This is a genomic window from Pseudomonas sp. LBUM1666, assembly GCF_059695775.1.
Genome location: NZ_CP166789.1, coordinates 4,718,449 through 4,738,732, shown reverse-complemented (window position 1 = coordinate 4,738,732; position 20,284 = coordinate 4,718,449). Strand labels below are relative to the sequence as shown.

The 20,284-nt window shown below is 58.8% G+C and carries 22 protein-coding genes and 1 tRNA gene; 16 read left to right on the top strand and 7 right to left on the bottom strand.

The window, feature by feature from the left end:
- Positions 1–6: 6 nt before the first annotated feature.
- From bamC to ACA056_RS21700, 4 genes are all read left to right on the top strand, one after another.
- A complete protein-coding gene (gene bamC, locus ACA056_RS21715; RefSeq protein WP_309677332.1) occupies positions 7–1,122 on the top strand; it encodes an NlpB/DapX family lipoprotein in 1,116 nt (371 codons plus the stop codon).
- Positions 1,123–1,126: 4 nt separating this feature from the next.
- Positions 1,127–1,885: an MBL fold metallo-hydrolase gene (locus ACA056_RS21710; protein ID WP_282377197.1), complete on the top strand. Its 759-nt coding sequence runs from the start codon at positions 1,127–1,129 to the stop codon at positions 1,883–1,885.
- A gap of 28 nt (positions 1,886–1,913) precedes the next feature.
- Positions 1,914–2,627 carry a phosphoribosylaminoimidazolesuccinocarboxamide synthase gene (gene purC / locus ACA056_RS21705; RefSeq protein WP_008034929.1) on the top strand — a complete coding sequence of 238 codons (714 nt, stop codon included), beginning with the start codon at positions 1,914–1,916 and terminating at the stop codon, positions 2,625–2,627.
- Between the two features lie 83 nt (positions 2,628–2,710).
- Positions 2,711–2,800 (top strand) — tRNA-Ser (locus ACA056_RS21700).
- Between the two features lie 145 nt (positions 2,801–2,945).
- Here ACA056_RS21700 and ACA056_RS21695 read toward each other — a convergent pair.
- The gene (locus ACA056_RS21695) at positions 2,946–4,193 is read right to left on the bottom strand and encodes an MFS transporter (protein WP_497273579.1); all 1,248 of its coding nucleotides are present in this window, start codon (positions 4,191–4,193) and stop codon (positions 2,946–2,948) included.
- A 90-nt stretch (positions 4,194–4,283) separates the two neighbouring features.
- Here ACA056_RS21695 and ACA056_RS21690 point away from each other — a divergent pair, with 90 nt between their 5' ends.
- The gene (locus ACA056_RS21690; protein ID WP_497267648.1) at positions 4,284–4,628 is read left to right on the top strand and encodes a hypothetical protein; all 345 of its coding nucleotides are present in this window, start codon (positions 4,284–4,286) and stop codon (positions 4,626–4,628) included.
- Positions 4,629–4,918: 290 nt separating this feature from the next.
- On the top strand, positions 4,919–5,110 hold the full coding sequence (locus tag ACA056_RS21685; RefSeq protein WP_008074435.1) for a YegP family protein: 192 nt from the start codon (positions 4,919–4,921) through the stop codon (positions 5,108–5,110).
- 54 nt (positions 5,111–5,164) lie between these two features.
- Here ACA056_RS21685 and ACA056_RS21680 read toward each other — a convergent pair whose 3' ends face one another.
- Positions 5,165–5,371, bottom strand: coding sequence for a hypothetical protein (locus tag ACA056_RS21680; protein ID WP_497267646.1), 207 nt, complete (start codon positions 5,369–5,371; stop codon positions 5,165–5,167).
- A 235-nt stretch (positions 5,372–5,606) separates the two neighbouring features.
- On the opposite strand from ACA056_RS21680, the gene ACA056_RS21675 reads away from it, so the two are divergent.
- Positions 5,607–6,533 (top strand): LysR substrate-binding domain-containing protein, encoded by a 927-nt coding sequence (locus tag ACA056_RS21675; protein ID WP_497267644.1) that lies wholly within the window; start codon positions 5,607–5,609, stop codon positions 6,531–6,533.
- A 55-nt stretch (positions 6,534–6,588) separates the two neighbouring features.
- On the top strand, positions 6,589–6,954 hold the full coding sequence (locus ACA056_RS21670) for a 5-carboxymethyl-2-hydroxymuconate Delta-isomerase (RefSeq protein ID WP_497267642.1): 366 nt from the start codon (positions 6,589–6,591) through the stop codon (positions 6,952–6,954).
- Between the two features lie 3 nt (positions 6,955–6,957).
- Here the strand turns inward: ACA056_RS21670 and ACA056_RS21665 are convergent, their stop codons facing one another.
- From ACA056_RS21665 to ACA056_RS21655, 3 genes are all read right to left on the bottom strand, one after another.
- Positions 6,958–7,893, bottom strand: a complete 936-nt coding sequence (locus ACA056_RS21665; protein WP_497267640.1) for a LysR family transcriptional regulator — start codon at positions 7,891–7,893, stop codon at positions 6,958–6,960.
- A 132-nt stretch (positions 7,894–8,025) separates the two neighbouring features.
- On the bottom strand, positions 8,026–8,943 hold the full coding sequence (locus ACA056_RS21660; RefSeq protein WP_497267638.1) for a DMT family transporter: 918 nt from the start codon (positions 8,941–8,943) through the stop codon (positions 8,026–8,028).
- Positions 8,944–8,959: 16 nt separating this feature from the next.
- Positions 8,960–10,144 carry a cyanate transporter gene (locus ACA056_RS21655; RefSeq protein ID WP_497267636.1) on the bottom strand — a complete coding sequence of 395 codons (1,185 nt, stop codon included), beginning with the start codon at positions 10,142–10,144 and terminating at the stop codon, positions 8,960–8,962.
- Between the two features lie 420 nt (positions 10,145–10,564).
- Here ACA056_RS21655 and ACA056_RS21650 point away from each other — a divergent pair, with 420 nt between their 5' ends.
- The 6 genes from ACA056_RS21650 to ACA056_RS21625 all read left to right on the top strand — a co-directional run bounded on the left by ACA056_RS21650 (position 10,565) and on the right by ACA056_RS21625 (position 17,135).
- Positions 10,565–11,947, top strand: coding sequence for a glutamine synthetase family protein (locus ACA056_RS21650; RefSeq protein WP_497267634.1), 1,383 nt, complete (start codon positions 10,565–10,567; stop codon positions 11,945–11,947).
- Between the two features lie 179 nt (positions 11,948–12,126).
- Positions 12,127–13,776, top strand: a complete 1,650-nt coding sequence (locus ACA056_RS21645) for a phosphoethanolamine transferase (protein WP_497267632.1) — start codon at positions 12,127–12,129, stop codon at positions 13,774–13,776.
- A 75-nt stretch (positions 13,777–13,851) separates the two neighbouring features.
- Positions 13,852–14,535 (top strand): class I SAM-dependent methyltransferase, encoded by a 684-nt coding sequence (locus ACA056_RS21640; RefSeq protein ID WP_497267630.1) that lies wholly within the window; start codon positions 13,852–13,854, stop codon positions 14,533–14,535.
- A gap of 123 nt (positions 14,536–14,658) precedes the next feature.
- Entirely contained in the window at positions 14,659–15,792 is a 1,134-nt protein-coding gene (gene rnd, locus ACA056_RS21635) for a ribonuclease D (protein WP_129441972.1), read from the top strand.
- Positions 15,789–16,082 carry a YcgL domain-containing protein gene (locus ACA056_RS21630; RefSeq protein WP_007898694.1) on the top strand — a complete coding sequence of 98 codons (294 nt, stop codon included), beginning with the start codon at positions 15,789–15,791 and terminating at the stop codon, positions 16,080–16,082. The genes rnd and ACA056_RS21630 overlap by 4 nt, the downstream gene beginning before the upstream one ends.
- 120 nt (positions 16,083–16,202) lie before the next feature.
- A complete protein-coding gene (locus ACA056_RS21625) occupies positions 16,203–17,135 on the top strand; it encodes a D-2-hydroxyacid dehydrogenase (protein ID WP_497267627.1) in 933 nt (310 codons plus the stop codon).
- A gap of 125 nt (positions 17,136–17,260) precedes the next feature.
- Here the strand turns inward: ACA056_RS21625 and ACA056_RS21620 are convergent, their stop codons facing one another.
- The gene (locus tag ACA056_RS21620; RefSeq protein ID WP_033054040.1) at positions 17,261–17,854 is read right to left on the bottom strand and encodes a nitroreductase family protein; all 594 of its coding nucleotides are present in this window, start codon (positions 17,852–17,854) and stop codon (positions 17,261–17,263) included.
- 166 nt (positions 17,855–18,020) lie between these two features.
- On the opposite strand from ACA056_RS21620, the gene ACA056_RS21615 reads away from it, so the two are divergent.
- Positions 18,021–18,470, top strand: a complete 450-nt coding sequence (locus ACA056_RS21615; protein WP_007898698.1) for a YcgN family cysteine cluster protein — start codon at positions 18,021–18,023, stop codon at positions 18,468–18,470.
- Positions 18,471–18,506: 36 nt separating this feature from the next.
- A complete protein-coding gene (locus ACA056_RS21610) occupies positions 18,507–19,736 on the top strand; it encodes a hypothetical protein (protein ID WP_497267624.1) in 1,230 nt (409 codons plus the stop codon).
- Between the two features lie 101 nt (positions 19,737–19,837).
- On the opposite strand, the gene ACA056_RS21605 is transcribed toward ACA056_RS21610, so the two are convergent.
- Complete coding sequence (locus ACA056_RS21605; protein WP_046046102.1) at positions 19,838–20,215, bottom strand: YgaP family membrane protein; 378 nt, start codon at positions 20,213–20,215, stop codon at positions 19,838–19,840.
- Between the last annotated feature and the right edge of the window lie 69 nt (positions 20,216–20,284).

Sequence of the window (20,284 nt, the reverse complement as noted above, 5' to 3'; positions counted from 1 at the left end):
CTACGCATGAAGCGATTGGCCGGACTTTCCGCACTTGCCTTGATCATCTCCAGCACCAGTGGCTGCGGATGGGTCTGGGGCCCGGAAGGTTATTTCCGTGACCGCGGTAGCGATTACCTGGAAGCGCAACAGACTGCACCCATGCAACTGCCGTCGGATGTCAGCACCGCCAAACGTCTGGATCCGCTGTTGCCGATCCCGCGCAACGTGGCCGATGACACCGTCAAGGGCGAGTACATCGTGCCTCGTCCGCAGCCGTTGTCGGCAGGGGCCGACGCCAGCGCTTACTCTCTGCAAAAGACCGGTGATTCGCGTTGGATCGTAGCCCAGAACCCGCCAGCCGAAGCCTGGCCAGTGGCTGTGCAGTTCTTCCAGGACAACGGTTTCCGTCTGGACGAACAGCGTCCGCAAACCGGCGAATTCACCACCACCTGGCAGCATTCCGACGAACTGTCCGCGGCGATGGCCAAGCGCCTGAGCGCAGCCGGTGTCGGCGCTGACAGCGAAACCCGCGTGCGGGTCCGCATCGAGCCAGGCGTGCAGCGCAACACCAGTGAAATCTACGTGGTCAGTGCCGAGCGTCCTGCCGGTAGCACCTCCGACGTGGCCTTCACCAACCGTTCGGTCAACACTGGCCTGGACGCGGCACTGGTCGACGACATGCTCGCGAGCATGAGCCGCACCTCGGAGAAGGGCGGTTCGGTCTCCATGCTGGCTTCGCGTGATTCCGATACGCCGAGTCGTGTCAGCCTGAGCGAAGACGGCAGCGGTAACCCTGTCCTGAACGTCGGCACCGACCTGGATCGTGCCTGGTCGAGCGTCGGTCGTGCGTTGGAACAGGGCGAATGGCGCGTTGAAGACATCAACCGTAGCCTGGGTCTGTACTACATCAACCTGGCCGAAAAAGCCGAGAAGAAGGACGAGAAGCCAGGTTTCTTCAGTGGTCTGTTCGGCAGCAAGCCGGACAAGGAAGAAGTTGAAGCCCGTGCCGAGCGTTATCAGGTTCGCCTGAGCAAGGTTGGCGACAACGTCCAGGTCACCGTCGAGAAAAACATCAACACCGTGGCGCCGGCAGATGTGGCGCGCAAGGTATTGAGCGTGATTCAGGACAATCTGGGCTGATCTCATGCGTTTTGCCGTTCTCGGCAGCGGTAGCCAAGGGAACGGCACGCTGATAGCCAGCGCTGACACGTATGTGCTGGTGGATTGTGGTTTTTCCCTGCGGGAAACCGAAAAACGCCTGCTGCGCCTGGGTGTGAGCCCTGCGCAGCTGAGCGCGATACTCGTGACCCACGAACATGCCGATCACGTGCATGGCGTGGGTTTGCTGTCTCGGCGCTACAATCTGCCTGTCTACCTCAGTCGCGGTACCCTGCGCGGGATGCGCAAACCAATTGAACCGGCTGGCCTTCTGGCCGGCGGCGAGCAACTGCAGATCGGCGCACTGAGCATCGGCGTCATTGCCGTGGCCCATGATGCACAGGAACCGACGCAATACGTCTTCAGTGACGGTGAGCGGCGTTTCGGCCTGTTGACCGACCTGGGCTCGTATTGCAACAAGGTGCTGGACGGCTATCGGGATCTCGATGCGTTGATGATCGAGTCCAATCATTGCCGTGACATGCTGGCTCGCGGTCACTACCCGTACTTTCTCAAGCAACGGGTAGGCGGTGAACTGGGGCATTTGAACAACCATCAGGCGGCATTCCTGGTGTCCGAGTTGGGCTGGCAAGGCCTGCAACACCTGGTCCTGGCCCATCTGAGCAGCAAGAACAACCTGCCGCAGCTGGCCCGGCAATGTTTTGTCGACACCCTCGGGTGCGACCCGGACTGGCTGCAACTGGCCGATCAAGATTCAGGGCTCGACTGGCGACACATCGCCTAGCCCACCTACTTAGCAAGCGGAGCCCATCATGGAAAAACGTGAAGAACTCTACCGCGGCAAAGCCAAATCGGTTTTCAAGACCGACGACGCTGACCGCTTGATCCTGCTGTTTCGCAACGACACTTCGGCGTTCGACGGCAAGCGCATCGAGCAGCTCGACCGCAAAGGCATGGTGAACAACAAGTTCAACGCCTTCATCATGCAGAAACTCGAAGCAGCCGGCGTGCCGACCCAATTCGACAAACTGCTGGGCGACAACGAATGCCTGGTGAAGAAGCTCGACATGATCCCGGTCGAATGCGTCGTGCGTAACTACGCCGCCGGCAGCCTGGTCAAGCGCCTGGGCGTCGAAGAGGGCATGAAGCTCAACCCTTACACCTTCGAACTGTTCCTGAAGGACGATGCCAAGGGCGACCCGTTCATCAACGAATCCCACGTCGTGGCGTTCGGTTGGGGCACCGCCGAGCAACTGGTTCGCATGAAAGAACTGTCGCTCAAGGTCAACGAAGTCCTGAGCAAACTGTTCGACGACGCCGGCCTGCTGCTGGTCGACTTCAAACTGGAATTCGGCGTGTTCTCCGACGGCTCCATCGTCCTGGGCGACGAATTCAGCCCGGACGGCTGCCGTCTGTGGGACAAGGCCACCGGCAAAAAAATGGACAAGGACCGCTTCCGTCAGGGCCTCGGTGACGTCATCGAAGCCTACGAAGAAGTCGCCAATCGTCTGGGCGTACCGCTTTAATCGACGCAAGCATCTGATAGCACGGAAAAATTTCGCTTAGGGGGTTCGCTTCCGGCAAAAGTGTTGTTATGATGCGCGCCGTTGGAGAGATGCCAGAGTGGCCGAATGGGACGGATTCGAAATCCGTTGTACCTTCACCGGTACCTAGGGTTCGAATCCCTATCTCTCCGCCATTATTGAATAAGACTAAGCCTCTGAAATTGTTAAAGATTTCAGGGGCTTTTTCGTTTCTGGCGTTTCGTTTAGGGCAAATTTTCCGCCTGTTTTCTCGGCGAACGGTACGACCTTCTCGCGAAACATCGGCGGTATCGCTCTCTGCTATCGAACCTGAACTCTCGCCTGGATCACCCACAATCCCAGCAAAGTCAAAACAGCAAAGCCCCCACCCATCAAGAAAGTGCCTTGGAAGCCTACCGTGTCCCACAGCGCCCCAGCGATGACGCTGGCCAGCAGCAAGGCCAACCCGGTCAACAGATTGAACATGCCAAATGCCGTTCCGCGCAGTTCAGCCGGCGCGCAATCGGCGATCAGGGCGGCGAATACCCCTTGGGTAAACCCCATGTGCAGCCCCCATAGAACGACGCCGACGATCAGGCCTTCGATACCCGGCGCGAACGCCAGAGTCAGGTCGGCAGCAATCAGCAATATCAGACCTACGCCGAGCACCGCCACGCGGCTGACACGATCAGACAAGGCTCCGGCGGGATAGGCTGACAGTGAGTACGCCACCCCCATCAGGACAAGCACTGCTGGCGCCCACATCGGCGCCAGCCCGACGGCCTGACCGCGCAGAATCAGAAAGGCTTCACTGAAGCGCGCCAGGGTGAACACCGCAGCGACACCCACCACCCACCAGTAGCCAGCGCCCAGTCGGGCTAATTCCCGCCGGCTCAAAGGCGCACGCACCCGGTGCGTCCCTTCCACTTGTTTGGGCTCATGAACGAACACCAGCAGCACCGCGACGGCAAGGAAGGCCGGGATGACGGCCACCCAGAACACAGTCTGGAAGTGGTTCGCGGTTAGCCACATCAATCCGATCGCCAGCAACGGTCCCAGGAATGCACCCACGGTATCCAGAGTTTGCCGCAGGCCGAAAGCTGCCCCCCGTATCTCGGGCGGCGTGATGTCGGCCACCAACGCATCGCGCGGGGCGCCGCGAATACCTTTGCCAATGCGGTCGATAAAGCGAGCCCCGATCAGCCAGTCCAGCGAGCCCGCCAAAGGAAAGATCGGTTTGGACAGTGCCCCCAGCCCATAGCCCAGCGCCGCGAGCAGTTTGCGCTTGCCCAATCGATCACTGAGTGCCCCGGAGAATACCTTGGTGATCGAGGCCGTAGCCTCGGCTATGCCTTCGATGAGGCCCACCGCCAAAACGGAGGTGCCCAGTACTGTGACCATATAGAGCGGCAACAATGCATGGATCATCTCTGAGGAGATGTCCATCAGCATCGAGACGAAGCCCAACGCCCAGATGCCGCCAGGCATGGTGCGCCAGACGTTGCCGGTTGACGCCTTCTCGATTGGCGCAGTAGTCGAAGTGCCACCCGACTTGTCAGTGGTTTTCATCATGAGCCTCGAAAGCCTGTTTGGCGGTGTAACCCTGGTCATTAGCTATCATGCAATTACAGAGCAAATCACCGGATGACGGGGGAATGCATGAACAGATGGCGACGGATTTGGGTGTTTGTGAAGCTGGTGGCAGCATTTGCGGCATGCCTGACCGTTGCTGTCCAGGCTTTTAGCTACATGTTGGAAAGCCCCGATGCAGTGCAAATTCACCCTTTGAGCATTTTGGTTGTTGGACTGATCTTTGGCTTCATCACCTATGGAATCCTTTCACTGATTGAAAGGGCCGGGCGGGGTTTACTGCCCCATCCTGACCCAATCACCACCACGGTAGCGGCTCAACCTCAAACAGAACTTGAGGAAGATGCCGTGCTGATGGAAGAACAGCCTTTGGCCCTGTCAGCTGACAATTCCACTCAGCAGAAAAATCAGTGAACAGTCTGTAAGGCATGTATTACTGGGCGATCAACAAAGGCTCGAATTAGAGTTTTTGCGTCGGACCAGACAGCATGGCAGCGTAAGAAAAATATGCCTCTTCAAGGGAAAAGTTACTCAGCCCAGTCACCCAATTTACCGCCCCCCGAATCTGTTGGTCGTCACGCCAATCAAGGCTGTATCTGCGAAACATCCCCTGACATTGAAAGACCCTGCCGCAAAAAATCCTCATCTACTCTCGCTTCGCAGATCACTGATCTGCCGTCATCAGCAATCGCAAGGAGCGAGCAATGTATTTTGAGATTTACAGGCAAACCCGTGGCATCGCACAGACCGGCAAAGGTCAATGGCGGTGGCGTTTGAGGGCGGGAAATCATGAAACGATTGCCAGCGGGGAGGCTTACGTCAACAAGTCTGATTGTGTGCATGCCATCAGTTTGATCAAAGGGACCCACGATCAGACACCGGTCAAGGAAATCTAGGCTTCAGGCGGTGAAGCTGCTCAGTCAGAGCAGCTTCGTTTTAATCGGGCGGCTTTATGGTTGTGAGTGGCCCAGTTTTCGTTTGATCAGATCGTAGACATCCTTGTGGGTGGAGTTGTGCAGGGATTTATCCTTGCAGGCCGACCTGAGGAACGTTTTAACCTCTTCTTTGGCGTGAGGGTAAAGGCCGGCGACGTAGTCGGCTTCATGGTCCTGGGTGCAGTTGAAGTGTTTGTCGTCTTTTGCTTTATCTCTAGTCATTGGTCGGCTCCTTTGAGTTCAAATGGTTTTCGATGGCCAGGGCCGTTTTGCCCCAATCGTTGCTGAGCTTAGAGGCGCAAGCGAGTCCCGCCATACGAGCAACGAAATCAGGAACGGGATGTAGGATTGGTCAGGTGTCTGCATTTGCGTTAAACGCAATGTACCTGTGTCGCATAGACGCCGATTGCGACACCTACCTAAACTGTCAGCAGATTTGGGGGAGCGGGGTCAGTGGATGAATCGTAACGAACTACGCAAGGCCGACATCAACCTGATGGTGGTGTTTGAAACGCTGATGCTCGAACGCAACGTCACCCGGGTGGCGGAGAAATTGTTTCTCGGCCAACCGACCATCAGTTCGGCGCTCAATCGCTTGCGCACGATGTTCAACGACCCACTGTTCATACGTGTCGGGCATCGTATGGAGCCAACGGCGCGGGCCGAGGAGATTATTCTGCACCTGTCTCCGGCGCTGGATTCGTTGTCGGTGGCGTTGAGCCTGACCCATGATTTCGACCCCGCCAGCAGCACCATGACCTTTCGTATCGGGCTGTCGGACGATGTCGAGTTTGGCCTGCTGCCGCCGTTGCTGCGAGCCTTGCGCCATGAAGCACCAAAGGTGGTGTTCGTGGTGCAGCATGTCGATTATTGGCGGATTCCGGATTTGCTGGCGTCGGGCGATATCACCGTGGGTATCAGCCAGACTCGCGGGCTGCCGGCCAACGCCAAGCGCAAGTTGTTGCGGCACATCCTGCCCAGCATTTTGCGCGCGGACGCATCGGACACACCATTGACGCTCGATGAGTATTGCGCGCGACCGCACGTGCTGGTTTCCCACACCGCCAATGTCAGTGGTTACGCCGATGAGTGGCTGGCGGAGATTGGTCGTACGCGCCACGTCGTCCTTTCCGTGCCGCAATACAGCTCGCTACCGGCCTTGCTAGCCGGGACCGATCTGATCGCCAGTCTGCCGGACTACGCCGCCGAAGCGATGGCCGCGTCCGGCCAGCTGTTCAAGGAGCCGTTCCCGTTCAAGGCGCCAACCCTGGATCTGTCTATGGTCTGGCTCAGTCATGTCGATACCGACCCCGCCGAGCGCTGGTTGAGGTCGAGGCTGGAGGCTTTTATGAGTGAGCGCGCGGAGTTACCACTGCCCGAGTGAGGGCAGTGCCGTGTTATATGTACGACCTTTTCTGCCCACTTTCAGGAGCTCAGTCATGCCTCACCTGCACATGGAATACACCGCCAACCTGCTCGAGCTTAATGCCGACGTGGCGTTGATCCGGCTCAACAATGCATTGGTGGCTTCCGGTCAGTTTGCTGCCGAATACGACATCAAGAGCCGGGCGGTGAAGGTCGAGACGTTCAAGGTCGGCACGGCGCTGGGTGAACGGGCCTTCGTGCATGTGAAACTGGCACTGTTGAGCGGTCGTTCACCTCAGATCAAGAAGCAGTTGTCCGAGAGCTTGCTGGCGGTGGTACAGGACCTGTGTGAATGGCCAGCGGATGTTGAGGTCCAGCTGGCCGTGGAAATCCTCGACATCGATCGAGAGTCCTACACCAAGGTCGCCATCAGCCACTGAGTTTCAGGCCATTTCCTGCTCGGCGCAGGCCTTGACCACTTGCTCACGTAACCAGGCGTTGGCGCTGTCCTGATCGGCGCTTTGAGTCCATTGCATGTCCAAGGTGAACCCCGGCAAGCCGTCAGGCGCTTCGCAATGATTGAAGATCGCGTCGTTGGCCAGCAATTGCTGGATACGCCGAGGCAGGGTCAGGATGAAGTCGGTGCCGGTGATCATCTTCAGTGCCGCGCTGTAGCTGTTGGAACGCGCGACGATCTGCCGTTTTTGCGCCTGCTGCGCCAGCCAGCCGTCGACCATGTTGGTGGTGGAGGTCCAGGGTGTCGGGAACACATGCCTGCGTTCGACGAAGGCTTGCAGACTTAAACGTGGTTCCGGTGGTGTGGCACGTTTATCGAAGACACAGACCAGGTCGTCCTCCAGCAGCATCCGGGATTTGAAGTCGCCGTGACTGCGATGGAAATTAGGGCCGAAGCAAATCACCAGGTCAAGGCTGCCGTCGCGCAGTTCTTCGGCCGGGATGTCGGTTTCGAACTTGTGCATGTTGACCATGACTGGCAGGTCGGCGAAATCGAAGCTTTTCAACAAATGCGGCAAGATCAACTGCTCGAAGTATTCCGGTGCGCAGATATTGAAGGTGACGGGTTGCAGGGTGGGGTCGAATGCTGGCGCACCGGCGTGACACAGGTTGATGCTTTCGAGGATCTTCAGCACGTGGGCGTACATGGTGCTGGCCTTGTAGGTGGGGCGCATGCCCGAGCGGGTATTGATGAACAGCTCGTCTTCGAAACTGGTACGCAGTTTTTTCAGGCAGTAACTCACGGTGGACTGGCTGACGCAGAGCGCCTCGGATACACCGCTGACGCTGCTTTGCTCATACACGGCGATAAACACCATGAGGTCCTGCATATCGAGCTTTCTAAGCAAGTTACTGTTCAACATCTGTTCCGTCTCGCTGTGCTCCTTGCGCTGACTGTGCGCAAACTTGTGCGAGTGATCCTAACGGAACGATGGTGCCAGGAGAATGCCTTGTAGGAGTTTTCATGGAAAGTTGTGGGGCGGTTCCAGAGGCCTTCAGCCCTGAACGGCTGCAGGCACCCCGCGGCGGCTGGACATCAGCAGTGCCCACATACCGACTCCCACCAGCAGCGCGCCGATGATTTCCAGCGACAGTGGCGACTGACGTAACCAGAGCCAGTGAAACAATGTGAGGAACAGCGTGCTCAGGTAAATGTAGGAAATGACCGAGGAAGGGGCGATGACGCCGATGGCCCGATGCAGCAACCAGAAGGTCGCCAGCGTGGCGAACACTGCCAGGTAAATCAGCCACCAGAAATCGCTCACGGTCAGCAATGACGCCGATCGCCAGCCGCCGCTGAACCCACAGAACGCCAGCAGAAACAGCGCGCCGAAGAGCATGTTCCAGAAAGTCATGCCCACCGGGCCGCGACCCTTGAGGCTGCTGGCCTTGAGCCGTTGACTCAGGGGCGAGTAGAGCGCCATCGCCAGGCAACCGACGCCATACACCGACACTGCATACGGCGAAGGCAGCTCACCGGGGCCTGCGCCTTTCAAAACCAGCAATACGGCCCCGGCAGCGGCAATCAGCATCGGCAGCACCCGCTGTTTAAGGTTGCTGTCGGGCATCAATATGGCTTCGAACAGCAATGTCAGCAGTGGCACCAAGGTGAACATCGTTCCGGTATTGACGGCCGAGGTGTAGCGCAGTGCCTCGAACAGCGAGCCGAAATACACCGCCAGCAGTAAGCCAAGTACGGCATGGCCGAACAGTCCGCGGGCGGTCATGGCGGTATCGCCCTTGAGCAGCAGCAGCGGCAAAAACACCAGGGCGCAGAACAGCAGGCGCAAACCGGTCAGCAGGATCGGGTCGATGGCCTGGCTGACCTGTGCTGCCGCAGAAAACGATGCAGCGATCAACAGTGCCCAGAGCAGCATGCCGACGTGAGCGGCGGCAAAACCGGTGTGTTTCATGATGTGGGTTCCTGGGTCAGTGAATGTGTTGGGCGTAATGCCGCGGATCGAAGCGCAAGACCATCAGGATCATCAGTGCCATAACGCCGGTCAGTGACCACCAGGCCCATTCGAAGCTGCCGAGCTGATCGCGGATCAACCCGGCAATCAGCGGCGAGAAACCGGCGATCAGGTAGCCGATGCCTTGCACGAACGCGGTCAGGCCGCCGGCACGCTGGGGATTTTCCAGATGATCCAGGGACACGATCAGGCTCATCGGGAACAGTCCGCCGATGCCGAGCCCCAACAGACATGGCCACAACAGACTCAGGTGTTGCGGGCTGAGAATAAGCCCGCTGAAACCGGCCATGATCAGCGCCAGCAACACTACCAGCACCACGCGCCGGTCACGGCTGCGGTTGGCGATGGCCGGTGTCAGCAGGCCGGACAACACTTCCATGGCGGTCAAGAAACCCAGCAGCAACCCGGCGTTTTGTTCGCTCCAGCCCTTTTCCACGTAGTACGGCGCCAGCCAGGCCAGCACACAGGTGTAGGACGCCGTGCCCAGGCCGAAGAAGATGGCGAGTAACCAGGCGCGGGAATTGCCGAAGAAGGAGCCATTGCGCTGCGTCTGAGCAGACTGCGCCGGCAGCCTTTCACGTTGCACGCACCAAAACAGCAACGCTACCAGCGCCAGCGCCGCCCAGATCGCCAGGCCTACGCGCCAGCTGCCAGTGCGGATCATCACCAGCGGCGCAAACGACGCCGCAATCGCTGCGCCGCCCATGATCGACGTGACGTAGAGCCCCATGCACACGGAAACGTTATCGCTGAAGCGGGATTTGATCAGCGCCGGCATCAATGCCTGGATCAGCGCGATACCGATACCCGCCAGCGCGGCGCTGAGGATCAGTTCGGCCGCCGAATCGAGGAATAACCGCGACACTGTGGCCACGCCGATGATCAACAGCGAGAGCACCACGGTGCGTTGTTCGCCGATTCGTTGGCTGACGCTCAACCCAAAGAACATCGCCAGCCCCATTGCCATCACTGGCAGCATGGTCAACAGAGAGGCCAGGCTGAAACTCAGTGCTATGTCACCGCGAATCGCCGACAGCAAAGGACCGACGGCGGCCATGGAAGGCCGCAGGTTCAGGGCGACAAGAATGATGCTGAACATCAGCCAAAGGGCGGGGCGGGAGGTTGCACGAACGTTTTCCATCTATCGGACCTTGAATGACAAGGAGCCGATTAGGCGCGCGAGGCCTGCGGGCCGCAAATCAGAAAGTCCGGAGCAGTATTTAGAAATTAAATATCTCTTCCGCTCCCACATTGGTTAGGTGGTGTCTGGGAGATTGATTGTTTAGCCATACCACAACCAAAGTTCTTCAAATCCTGATTTAACGACTTAACTACCCGTGTGACGCTGCGGCTCATCTGTTTCCTGTGGTTATTTCTATGGACGGTTGTCCCGTCGCACTTCCCTCCGAGTTAGCCTTTTGGGCGCTGTGGCACTGCCGTCACGCGCGCCCACCGGATTCCTGCATTTCCCGTTGATTGTTCTTACAGGTCCCGCGCACTACGCCGGGATCAAAACGGCGACGCCTGTGCGTTTGCCTGACGCGGAAATAAGAGAATTCCCATGAGTGTTGCCACGACATCTTTCGCCTCCAAGCAAGAAGCCCTGACCTTTCTGGAACAGAACCCGGATATCGAGATGTTCGAGTTGTTCATCCTCGACAACAACGGTGTACCTCGGGGCAAGTTGCTGCATCGCGATGAGCTGCTGGCGGTGTACGAAAGCGGGCGGCCATTGCCGAGCACCATTCTTGGCCTGACCATCAACGGCGATGACGTGGAAAACTCCGGCCTGGTCTGGGACGTTGGCGATATCGACTGCCGGGCGTACCCGATCAGCGGCAGTTTGACGCGCATGCCGTGGCGGCTGATTCCTACGGCGGCGGTGCAGGTCAGCATGCACCCGAAGGAGGGCATGCCCGCGACAATTGCCGATCCACGGCATCTGCTGGCGAAAGTCATCGAGGGTTTGCAGGCCGACGGGTATTACCCGGTGATGGCGGCGGAGCTGGAGTTCTACCTGCTGGATCAGCAGCGCGACAGCAACGGTCGGCCGCAACCGGCACGGGATGTCGATGGCGGGCGGCCACGGGGCACTCAGGTCTACGGATTGCGTGAACTGGAACAGATCGAGCCGTTTCTGGCCGATCTCTACAGCGCCTGCAAACTCCAGGGCATTCCGGCGCGCACGGCGATTTCCGAATACGCGCCGGGGCAAGTGGAAATCACCCTCGAACACCGCACCGACGCCTTGCAGGCGATGGACGAAGCGGTGCGCTACAAACGACTGGTCAAGGGTGTGGCACACAAGCACGGGATGACGGCGTGCTTCATGGCCAAACCGTTCGATGACCTGGCGGGCACTGGCATGCACATGCACGTCAGCCTGGCGGACAAGGAGGGCAACAACCTGTTCGCCAGCGAAGCCCCGGAAGGTACGCCGCTGCTCAAGCAAGCGGTCGGCGGGATGCTCAGTACGTTGCTCGATTCGTTGCTGCTGTTCTGTCCGAACGCCAACTCTTACCGTCGCTTTCAGACCAACAGCTATGCGCCGCTGGCACCCACGTGGGGTGTGGACAATCGCACCGTGAGTTTGCGCGTGCCCGGCGGGCCGGCGTTTTCCCGGCATATTGAACACCGCATCTGTGGCGCCGACGCCAATCCGTATCTGGCGGCCGCGGCGATTCTGGCCGGGATCCATCGCGGTATACGCGAACAACTTGATCCTGGCGCGCCGGTGGAGGGCAATGGCTACGCCCAGGCCACGGAACTGTTGCCGACTGACTGGCTGACTACGTTGCGGGCGCTGGAAGGTTCGAGCTGGGCACGGGAAGCGTTCGGCTGTGAGTTCCTCGGCGTGTACCTGGCGGTAAAACGTGCCGAGTATCGACAGTTCATGGGCGAGGTCGGCGAACAGGACTGGCGTTGGTATTTGAATCAAGCCTGAACAGAACCTGAACCATTCTCAAATAAGTTGAAAGTTTTGGCCTAGTGCCATGAGCCAACTAATCGTTGGCTTCTTTTTCACAAAAAATTGATGGTTGGCTGCCTAAAGTTAGTGCTGTCGCGATAAATGAAATTTTCACATTTACCGAAGGCACTTCTTTTCAGGAACAGCCGATCATCATGTTGAAGATTAAAGCCGTGCGCCCCGAGTGGGTGACACTGATTGCCAGCGCCTTTCTATTAACGGGCTTCAATCTTGTTCTCTGGCAACACCTGTTTGAAATCACGGCATCGGACGGTGAAGGCATCGTCATGCGCTTGGCTTTCGGGTTGATGATTCTGGCCGCCTTCAACATTGTGCTGACCCTGCTGGCGTTCCGGCCTGTGCTCAAACCGGTCTTGACCCTGATCTTTATGATCAGCGCCGGGGTGGCGTATTTCATGAGCCAATATGGTGTTTTGATTGACACCGGGATGTTGCGTAACTTTGCTCAAACCAATGTGACGGAAGTGCGTGACTTACTCTCGATTAAGTTGATTGTTTATATTGTTCTGCTCGGTGTTTTGCCGTCCTGTTTGTTATGGAGGACGCCGGTTAGTTACCGTCGCTGGCACCGTGAGCTACTCAGTAAAGTTCTCGTGAGTGTCGCATCAGTTGCTGTGATCGGTGGCGTTGCGCTGGTTAACTATCAAGGCTTGTCCTCATTGTTTCGCAATCACCATGAGTTGCGCCTGATGGTGGTGCCGAGCAACTACATCGGCGCCTCGGCCGGCTATCTGCGTGAGCAGGTCGCATCTGCGCGGCAACCCTTCGTCACGCTGGGCGAAGATGCCCAGCGAAATCCCGCCTGGCAAACCCACGGCCGCAAATCCCTGACCGTGCTGGTGGTGGGCGAAAGTGCCCGGGCCGAGAACTTCGGCATCCTGGGGTATGACCGTGACACCACACCCAAACTGGATAAAGAGGCGGGCCTGATCGCTTTCACCGACGTGCATTCCTGCGGGACAGAAACCGCTGTGTCGGTGCCATGCATGTTCTCCGACATGGGCCGCAAGGATTACAACGCCAGCAAGGCAAAGAACCAGGAAGGCCTGCTGGATGTACTCAAGCGCGCGGGTCTCGACGTGATCTGGCGCGATAACCAATCGGGCTGCAAAGGCACTTGCGATCGGGTCACCCTTGATGACGTCAGTAACCTGAAAGACCCGGTGCTGTGCGCCAATAGCGAATGCCGCGATGAAATCCTGCTGCAGGGTTTGCAGCACTTCATCGATACCCTGGATAAAGACACGGTACTGGTGTTGCACCAGATGGGCAGTCACGGTCCGGAATACTTCAAGCGCTACCCGAAAGAATACGAGCGCTTCACCCCGGTTTGTGAAAGTAACGCCCTGAACAATTGCAGTCGCGAAAGTATCGTCAATGGCTACGACAACACCCTGGTGTATACCGACCACGTGCTGTCCACCCTGATCGATTTGTTGCGTAACAATCAGGACAAAGTCGACACCGCGATGCTCTATCTGTCGGACCATGGCGAATCCCTGGGCGAGTACAACTTGTTCCTGCATGGCACGCCTTACATGCTGGCGCCGGAACAACAAAAGCATGTCGCTATGCTGGCCTGGTTTTCCGACAGCTATCAAAAGTCGTTCTCGGTGGACACCCATTGTCTGCAACTGAGTCGCGAAAAGCCCTTGAGCCAGGACAACCTGTTCCATTCGATGCTCGGTTTGCTGGAGGTCAAGAGCAAGGTCTACAACCAGGACCTGGATTTGTTTGCCGGATGTCGCGGAGCGGTGATTGACGGCGTGTTGGCCAAAGAGTGAGTGCTTCAACCTTTTTTCCACGCACCGGTCGCTATCCTGCGGCCGGTTAGAGTTTTTCCCCGAGAACCATTGCACATGTCCGCTCAATCGCCATCCGCCATCCGCCATCCGCCATCCGCCATCGAGCTTGAGATCGCCCGGCGCTACGATCAGGAGCACGCCCGCGTCTGTCTTCAGCCGCGATCGCGTGGACTGGCCAGGCGGTTGACGTTCTGGCGTGACGAGCAACTGGTGCGCAACGCGCTCAAGGCTGCTGGCGACCCGGGCCTGGTTCTCGATTTGGCCTGTGGTGTCGGGCGCTTCTGGCCGGTACTGGCCGAGCATGCAAACCGGGTGATTCTCGCGGCCGACCCGTCGCAGGACATACTCGATCATGCCCGCACCCACCATCCGCAGTGCCTGCTGAAACGGGTCAAGACCTTTCAGAGTTCAGCGTTCACCATCGGCTTGTCCACGAATGCGGTTGACTGCATTTTTTGCATGCAGCTGTTTCAACACATCGCCTGCCCCGAGCATCGTTTGGCCATGCTTAAGGAATTCCATCGGGTCAGTCGCGATACGGTGATTGTGGCGGTACGGGTCGATGCTCATTTCAAAGGCCGGCGCACGGATGCACAGGGCGTTCCGGCCCGACCGTTGGCCAGCAAGGCCGACGTGGAAGCCGAGTTCAAGCGCGCAGGTTTGCGCTTGCTCAGTCATCAGGACTTCCTGCCCGGCTGTGCGCGGATGCGCGTCTACGTACTGCGTAAGGCCGGCTAGTCTCCGCTTGTCAGACATTTCTTGCTGTTTGGCAGGCATTTTCGCTAAAGCTCTTGTTCAGTGGATGCGCGGAAATCGCCGGGGGCGATATATACTGCGCGCCATTCTTCAAGGGAGAGCCGTGTGGCCATCGATATTCACTGGATTCGCGACAACGATAGCCTCGGTCAGTTTTGCGCCGAGTGGCAGCAGCTGCCATTCGTTGCCCTCGACACCGAATTCATGCGGGTCGACACCTTTTATCCGATTGCAGGACTGCTGCAGATCGGCGATGGCGTACGCGCTTACCTGATTGACCCGCTGAGCATCGACAACTGGCAGCCTCTGGCCGCGTTGCTGGAAAACCCGGCCGTGGTCAAAGTCGTCCATGCGTGCAGCGAAGACCTCGAAGTCCTGCTGCGCCTGACCGGCAGCCTGCCGGCACCGTTGTTCGACACTCAGTTGGCCGCCGCTTACCTGAACCTCGGTTTTTCCATGGGGTATTCGCGGCTGGTGCAGGAAGTGCTCGGCATCGACCTGCCCAAGGGCGAGACCCGTTCCGACTGGCTGCAACGTCCACTTTCCGACACCCAAATCAGCTACGCCGCCGAAGATGCTTTGCACTTGGCGGAAGTTTTCGTACAGCTTCGTCCGAAGCTTTCTGACGACAAGTACGCCTGGGTCCTGGAAGACGGCGCCGAGCTGGTGGCCAACCTGCGTCGCGAAGTTGATCCGTATGAGGTCTATCGCGAAGCCAAGCTGGCCTGGAAGCTCTCCCGTGCCCAACTCGTCGTATTACGTGAACTGTGCGCCTGGCGCGAGCGCGAAGCCCGCGCCCGTGATCTGCCGCGTAACCGCATCGTGCGTGAGCATTCCCTGTGGCCGCTGGCGCGGACTCAGCCGGACAACCTCGGCGCGTTGGCGAAAATCGAAGACATGCACCCGCGTACCGTGCGTCAGGACGGCGAATTTCTGCTTGATCTGATCAAACGCTCTGGCAGTGTGTCGCCAGATCAATGGCCGCCAGCGGTACCGGAGCCATTGCCGGTGGACGCCGCCACGCTGGTCAAACAGCTGCGTGCGATCGGCCAGGCCGAAGCCGAGCGCCTGAACATTGCGCCGGAGCTGATGCTGCGCAAGAAAACCCTGGAAGCGCTGCTCAAGAGCGGCTATCCCAACGGTCCTTACCAATTGCCTGATTCGCTGCGTGGCTGGCGCCGCGAATTGATGGGCCAGGCGCTGCTCGACAGCCTGGCCACCGCCGGAGAACAGCCTTGAAACGTATTTGTTCCATCTATCGAAGCTTGAAGAAAAACGAGATGTACCTCTATGTGCTCAAAAGCGATGCACTGGAGCGCGTCCCGGAAAGTCTGATGGCCGCCTTCGGCAAACCGCATCACGCCTTCGACCTGGTGCTGACCCCCGAGCGCAAACTGTCGCGCGAGGACATCACCGTGGTGCTGGAAAACCTTGAGAAGCAGGGTTACCACTTGCAAATGCCGCCGGCCGAAGACGAATACATCGAACACTTGCCGGAAGAATTGCTGCGCCGCAACGACCCGATGTGATCGGCAGACAGGCTCTGTTCGGAGCCTTTATGAAACACTGGAATGATTTTGGCGATGGCCAGGGCGATGGAGCGTTACTCCATCGGCGGCCGTTTGCACTGTTTTTGAAAGGTTTGAACCATGCGCGTGCTGATTGCTGAACACGACCACCCGGTGTACGCCCAGCTGTTGCGTCAAGCAGCGCCCGACCTGGAAGTGCTGACCAGCGGCGACTCCGCCGAACTGGCCAGCCAGGCCGCTGATTGTCCGATCTGGCTCGGTCAGCCGGACCTGCTGGCGACCTTGCTGCGTCAAGGCCACGAGCCACAATGGCTGCAATCGACCTGGGCGGGCATTACGCCGCTGCTGGCCGACGGCTTGCCTCGGCACTATCGCCTGACTCGGGCAGTAGGGATTTTCGGGCAGGTCATGGCCGAATACGTGCTGACCTACATGCTCGGCCACGAGCGCGAAGTGCTGCCGCGGCTGGTCAGCCAGGTCGAGCGCAAGTGGGACAGTCGCCAGGGCCAAAGCCTGGCCGGGCGCAAAGTGTTGATCGTCGGCACCGGTGACATCGGCCAGACCGTAGCGCAGTTCCTTGTGCCGTTTGGCGTCGAGTTGTATGGCATCGCCAGCGAAGCCCGCGAGCAGGCGCCGTTTGTCGAAGTCGGGGCGCTGGCTGATTTGCCGCGTCTGGTGGGTGAAGTGGATTACGTGATCAATCTGCTGCCGAATACGCCGAACACCCACGACCTGTACGACGCGGCGCTGTTCAAGCAGTTCAAGCCGACCGGGTTGTTCATTAACGTCGGGCGCGGCGTGGCAGTGGTCGATGCGGACCTGGTGGAAGCCTTGAAAGAAGGGCATCTGGCCGGCGCTGTGATCGACGTCTGCCGTCAGGAGCCGCTGCCGCAACGTCATCCGTTCTGGACCGCCTGGGGCCTGCTGCTGACCGGCCACAGCTCGGCACCGACCTCGCCATCGATGATGGTGAACCTGTTTGTCGAGAACCTGCGGGCGTATCAGGCGGGTGAGGCGTTGCGCGGGGAAGTGGATTTCTCGCGCGGGTATTGAAACCACCGGTGCAAAACCTGTGGGAGCGAGCTTGCTCGCGATAGCGCCAGTGCATTCAACACCTACGTTGACTGTTACACCGCCATCGCGAGCAAGCTCGCTCCCACAGGGGATCTGTGTTGTGCTTAGAGGGTGAAGTCGCCTTCGGCGGCCAACTCGCTCAGCGGACGACGCGGGCTCGGTTCTTCACGTGCTTGCAGGTAGTCCGCCAGCGTCGCCTTGTCGCCCAGTTTGCCCACCGCCACCGCCGCGTGCAGTGCATAACCCTCAGGAATATTCAGCTCCTTGCGGGTCAGGTCCTGGTCGAAACCGGCCATGCCGTGGGTGTGCCAGCCGCTGATGCTCGCTTGCAGCGCCAGATGACCCCAGGCCGAACCGGTGTCGAAGGTGTGCCACAAGGCTGGGGTTTCTTCGGTGGCGCCAGGCACCGCGAAGGTGGTTTTCGAAATCACGATCACCAATGCCGAAGCGTGTTGCGCCCAGCTGCGGTTGAATTCGTTCAGCAGCCCCAGATAGCGCTCCCAGTTTGGCGTGTCGCGACGCGCATACAGAAACCGCCAAGGCTGCGAGTTGTAGGCCGATGGCGCCCAGCGTGCGGCTTCGAAGAAGCTCAGCAGGGTTTCTTCGGAGATCGCTTCGCCAGTGAAGGCGCGGGGCGACCAGCGGTCGGTGAACTGCGGGTGGATGGCATAGTCGGCAACGCGTGGATTGGCACTCATCAAGAGATTCCTTGCTACGTTTGAAGGCGAGGGGCGATGCAAAACCCTACTGGGCGGCACAGTATCTGACAAGCTCGTTCTTACCGGCAGTCGCCAACGCTTGGCCCACAAGGGCCTTGGCACTAGACTGGCGGCCTTTTCACCACCTGATGTTGATGCTTGAGCCATGGCCGCCAAAGTCGAACCGTTCTGGATACGTAAAACCCTCGATCAACTCGATCAAGAGGAATGGGAATCGCTGTGCGACGGCTGTGGCCTGTGCTGCCTGCAAAAGCTCGAAGATGAAGACGACAACAGCGTCTATTACACGCGTATCGCCTGCAAACTGCTGGACCTGAAAACCTGTCAGTGCACCGATTACCCGAACCGTCGCGACTTCGTCCCCGACTGCATCCAGCTCACGCCAGGCAAGGCCGATGAGTTCAAATGGCTGCCGCCGACCTGCGGCTATCGACTGGTCAGCGAAGGCAAGGACCTGCCGCTCTGGCACCATCTGGTGTGCGGTGATCGCGATGCGGTGCACCACGAACGTATTTCCCAGTCCGGGCGCATGCTCGCCGAAGGCAGCGTGGCCGAAGACGATTGGGAAGACCATCTGATTTTCCGTGCGGGTTAAACGCCAAGCGTATTAACGTTTCACGAAGGAGTGTGTATGGCTGTGGGATTGCGGCTGGCGTTGACCCTTGGACTATTAGTCCTGAGTTCGCCCGTGTGGGCGGCGAAGAAGGTCGATCTGGATTACCACGTGCGCCTGTTGCCGCAAAGCGATCAGGCTGAAGTGCGGCTGACCCTCGCTCAGGGTTCGGCGGTGCGCAGTCTGGATTTCGACCTGGGCGATGGCAGCCACTACAGCGATTTCAAAGCCGACGGCCAATGGCAGCTCACGCCAGGCAAGCAGGCCCGTGGTGTCTGGCGTCCGGCCGCCGACAAGGCCAGCCTGACCTACCGCGTACGCATCAGCCACGGGCGCAAGAGCGGCAGCTTCGATACACGCATGACGCCAACTTGGGCGCTGATGCGCGGCGACGATCTAGTGCCGGCGGCCAAACTCGATCAGCAGGACGGCATTGAGTTGGTTTCACGCCTTGAATTCGAATTGCCCACCGGCTGGAAAAGCGTTGAAACCGCCTGGCCGCGAATCGGCAAGAACAAATTTCGGGTCGATAACGTTTCTCGCTTGTTCGACCGGCCCACGGGCTGGATGCTCGCCGGCCACCTCGGCAGCCGTCGCACGCGGCTTGGGGAAACCGAGGTCACCGTCGCCTCGCCTCAGGGCCAGGGCATGCGCCGCATGGATGTGCTGACATTGCTGACCTTTGTCTGGCCGCAAGTGCAGGCGGTGTATCCCCGTCATCCCACCAAACTGTTGATCGTCGGTGCCAATGAGCCGATGTGGCGTGGCAGTCTGGGCGCGCGCGAATCGATCTATCTGAACACGCGTCTGCCGCTGATCAGCGAAAGCGGCACCAGTGCGCTGGTGCGGGAATTGGCGCAGGTGTTTGGGCGGATCAACGATCAGCAGCGCAGTGACTGGATCAGCGAAGGATTTGCCGAGTATTACGCCATCGAGCTGGTGCGCCGCGCTGGCGGCATGAGTGATGAGCGGTATGAGAGTTTGCAGAAGAAGTTGGCCAAGGACAGCCAGAAGGTCAGCACATTGCGCGGTGAGCAGGTCAGCCCGGCGCAGGTGTCGAAAGCGGTCGTGTTATTGCAGGAACTGGATCGCGAGATTCGCCTGAAGACCCGCAACAAGCGTTCGCTGGATGATGTGTTGCGCGGGGCGATGCATTTGGAGAGTGTGGATACCAAGGAATTTGTTCAGCTTGCGGACAGTATTATTGGTGAATCTTCAAAGGTCCTCGATACCGAGCTACTTCAGTAACACCGCCTTCGCGAGCAGGCTCGCTCCCACAGGTGACCGCATTCCGATGTGGGAGCGAGCCTGCTCGCGAAGGGGCCCTAAGCCTCAATGAAAATCTCGGGTTAAACCCCGGTTTTCGGCGACTTCAAAGAATCATTACCGGTCACGGTAGCGGTATTGGTCGCCGCTTCAGCATTCGCCTTCAACCGGTTCAACTCTTCCCCGGCCCGCTGAATCTTCGCCCGCACGTTGTTCATGTCCTGACGGCTTTTCTCCAGCAGGCTTTTTGCCGAACTGTGCCCGGTAATACCGCGCGCCAGGGCCACGCCGCCAATCGCCACTTGAATCAACCCGAATACACCACCGCGACGCAGGCCCTTGCCGACCATCACCACGCCGCCGGCCAGGGAACCAATACGCTCCCAACCCTGCACGTTCTGCTCAGTGTGAGTCTGGAACGGGGTGGATTCGATGCGTTCTACGCGTTTGAGTTCGCTCATTATCTGTCTCCTGGCTTGAACGGCTTTCAAGAATAGATAATTAAGCTGACTGCCGAGGCGGGCGGCTTG

Coding starts and splice junctions, on each gene's coding strand:
- ACA056_RS21690 (WP_497267648.1), top strand. CDS start 4,284: ATGAACAGATGGCGACGGATTTGGGTGTTTGTGAAGCTGGTGGCAGCA.
- ACA056_RS21710 (WP_282377197.1), top strand. CDS start 1,127: ATGCGTTTTGCCGTTCTCGGCAGCGGTAGCCAAGGGAACGGCACGCTG.
- ACA056_RS21605 (WP_046046102.1), bottom strand. CDS start 20,215: ATGAGCGAACTCAAACGCGTAGAACGCATCGAATCCACCCCGTTCCAG.
- bamC (WP_309677332.1), top strand. CDS start 7: ATGAAGCGATTGGCCGGACTTTCCGCACTTGCCTTGATCATCTCCAGC.
- ACA056_RS21640 (WP_497267630.1), top strand. CDS start 13,852: ATGTCCGCTCAATCGCCATCCGCCATCCGCCATCCGCCATCCGCCATC.
- ACA056_RS21615 (WP_007898698.1), top strand. CDS start 18,021: ATGGCCGCCAAAGTCGAACCGTTCTGGATACGTAAAACCCTCGATCAA.
- ACA056_RS21620 (WP_033054040.1), bottom strand. CDS start 17,854: ATGAGTGCCAATCCACGCGTTGCCGACTATGCCATCCACCCGCAGTTC.
- ACA056_RS21655 (WP_497267636.1), bottom strand. CDS start 10,144: ATGGAAAACGTTCGTGCAACCTCCCGCCCCGCCCTTTGGCTGATGTTC.
- ACA056_RS21680 (WP_497267646.1), bottom strand. CDS start 5,371: ATGACTAGAGATAAAGCAAAAGACGACAAACACTTCAACTGCACCCAG.
- ACA056_RS21665 (WP_497267640.1), bottom strand. CDS start 7,893: ATGTTGAACAGTAACTTGCTTAGAAAGCTCGATATGCAGGACCTCATG.
- ACA056_RS21685 (WP_008074435.1), top strand. CDS start 4,919: ATGTATTTTGAGATTTACAGGCAAACCCGTGGCATCGCACAGACCGGC.
- ACA056_RS21610 (WP_497267624.1), top strand. CDS start 18,507: ATGGCTGTGGGATTGCGGCTGGCGTTGACCCTTGGACTATTAGTCCTG.
- ACA056_RS21670 (WP_497267642.1), top strand. CDS start 6,589: ATGCCTCACCTGCACATGGAATACACCGCCAACCTGCTCGAGCTTAAT.
- ACA056_RS21625 (WP_497267627.1), top strand. CDS start 16,203: ATGCGCGTGCTGATTGCTGAACACGACCACCCGGTGTACGCCCAGCTG.
- purC (WP_008034929.1), top strand. CDS start 1,914: ATGGAAAAACGTGAAGAACTCTACCGCGGCAAAGCCAAATCGGTTTTC.
- ACA056_RS21660 (WP_497267638.1), bottom strand. CDS start 8,943: ATGAAACACACCGGTTTTGCCGCCGCTCACGTCGGCATGCTGCTCTGG.
- ACA056_RS21645 (WP_497267632.1), top strand. CDS start 12,127: ATGTTGAAGATTAAAGCCGTGCGCCCCGAGTGGGTGACACTGATTGCC.
- ACA056_RS21675 (WP_497267644.1), top strand. CDS start 5,607: ATGAATCGTAACGAACTACGCAAGGCCGACATCAACCTGATGGTGGTG.
- ACA056_RS21695 (WP_497273579.1), bottom strand. CDS start 4,193: ATGAAAACCACTGACAAGTCGGGTGGCACTTCGACTACTGCGCCAATC.
- ACA056_RS21650 (WP_497267634.1), top strand. CDS start 10,565: ATGAGTGTTGCCACGACATCTTTCGCCTCCAAGCAAGAAGCCCTGACC.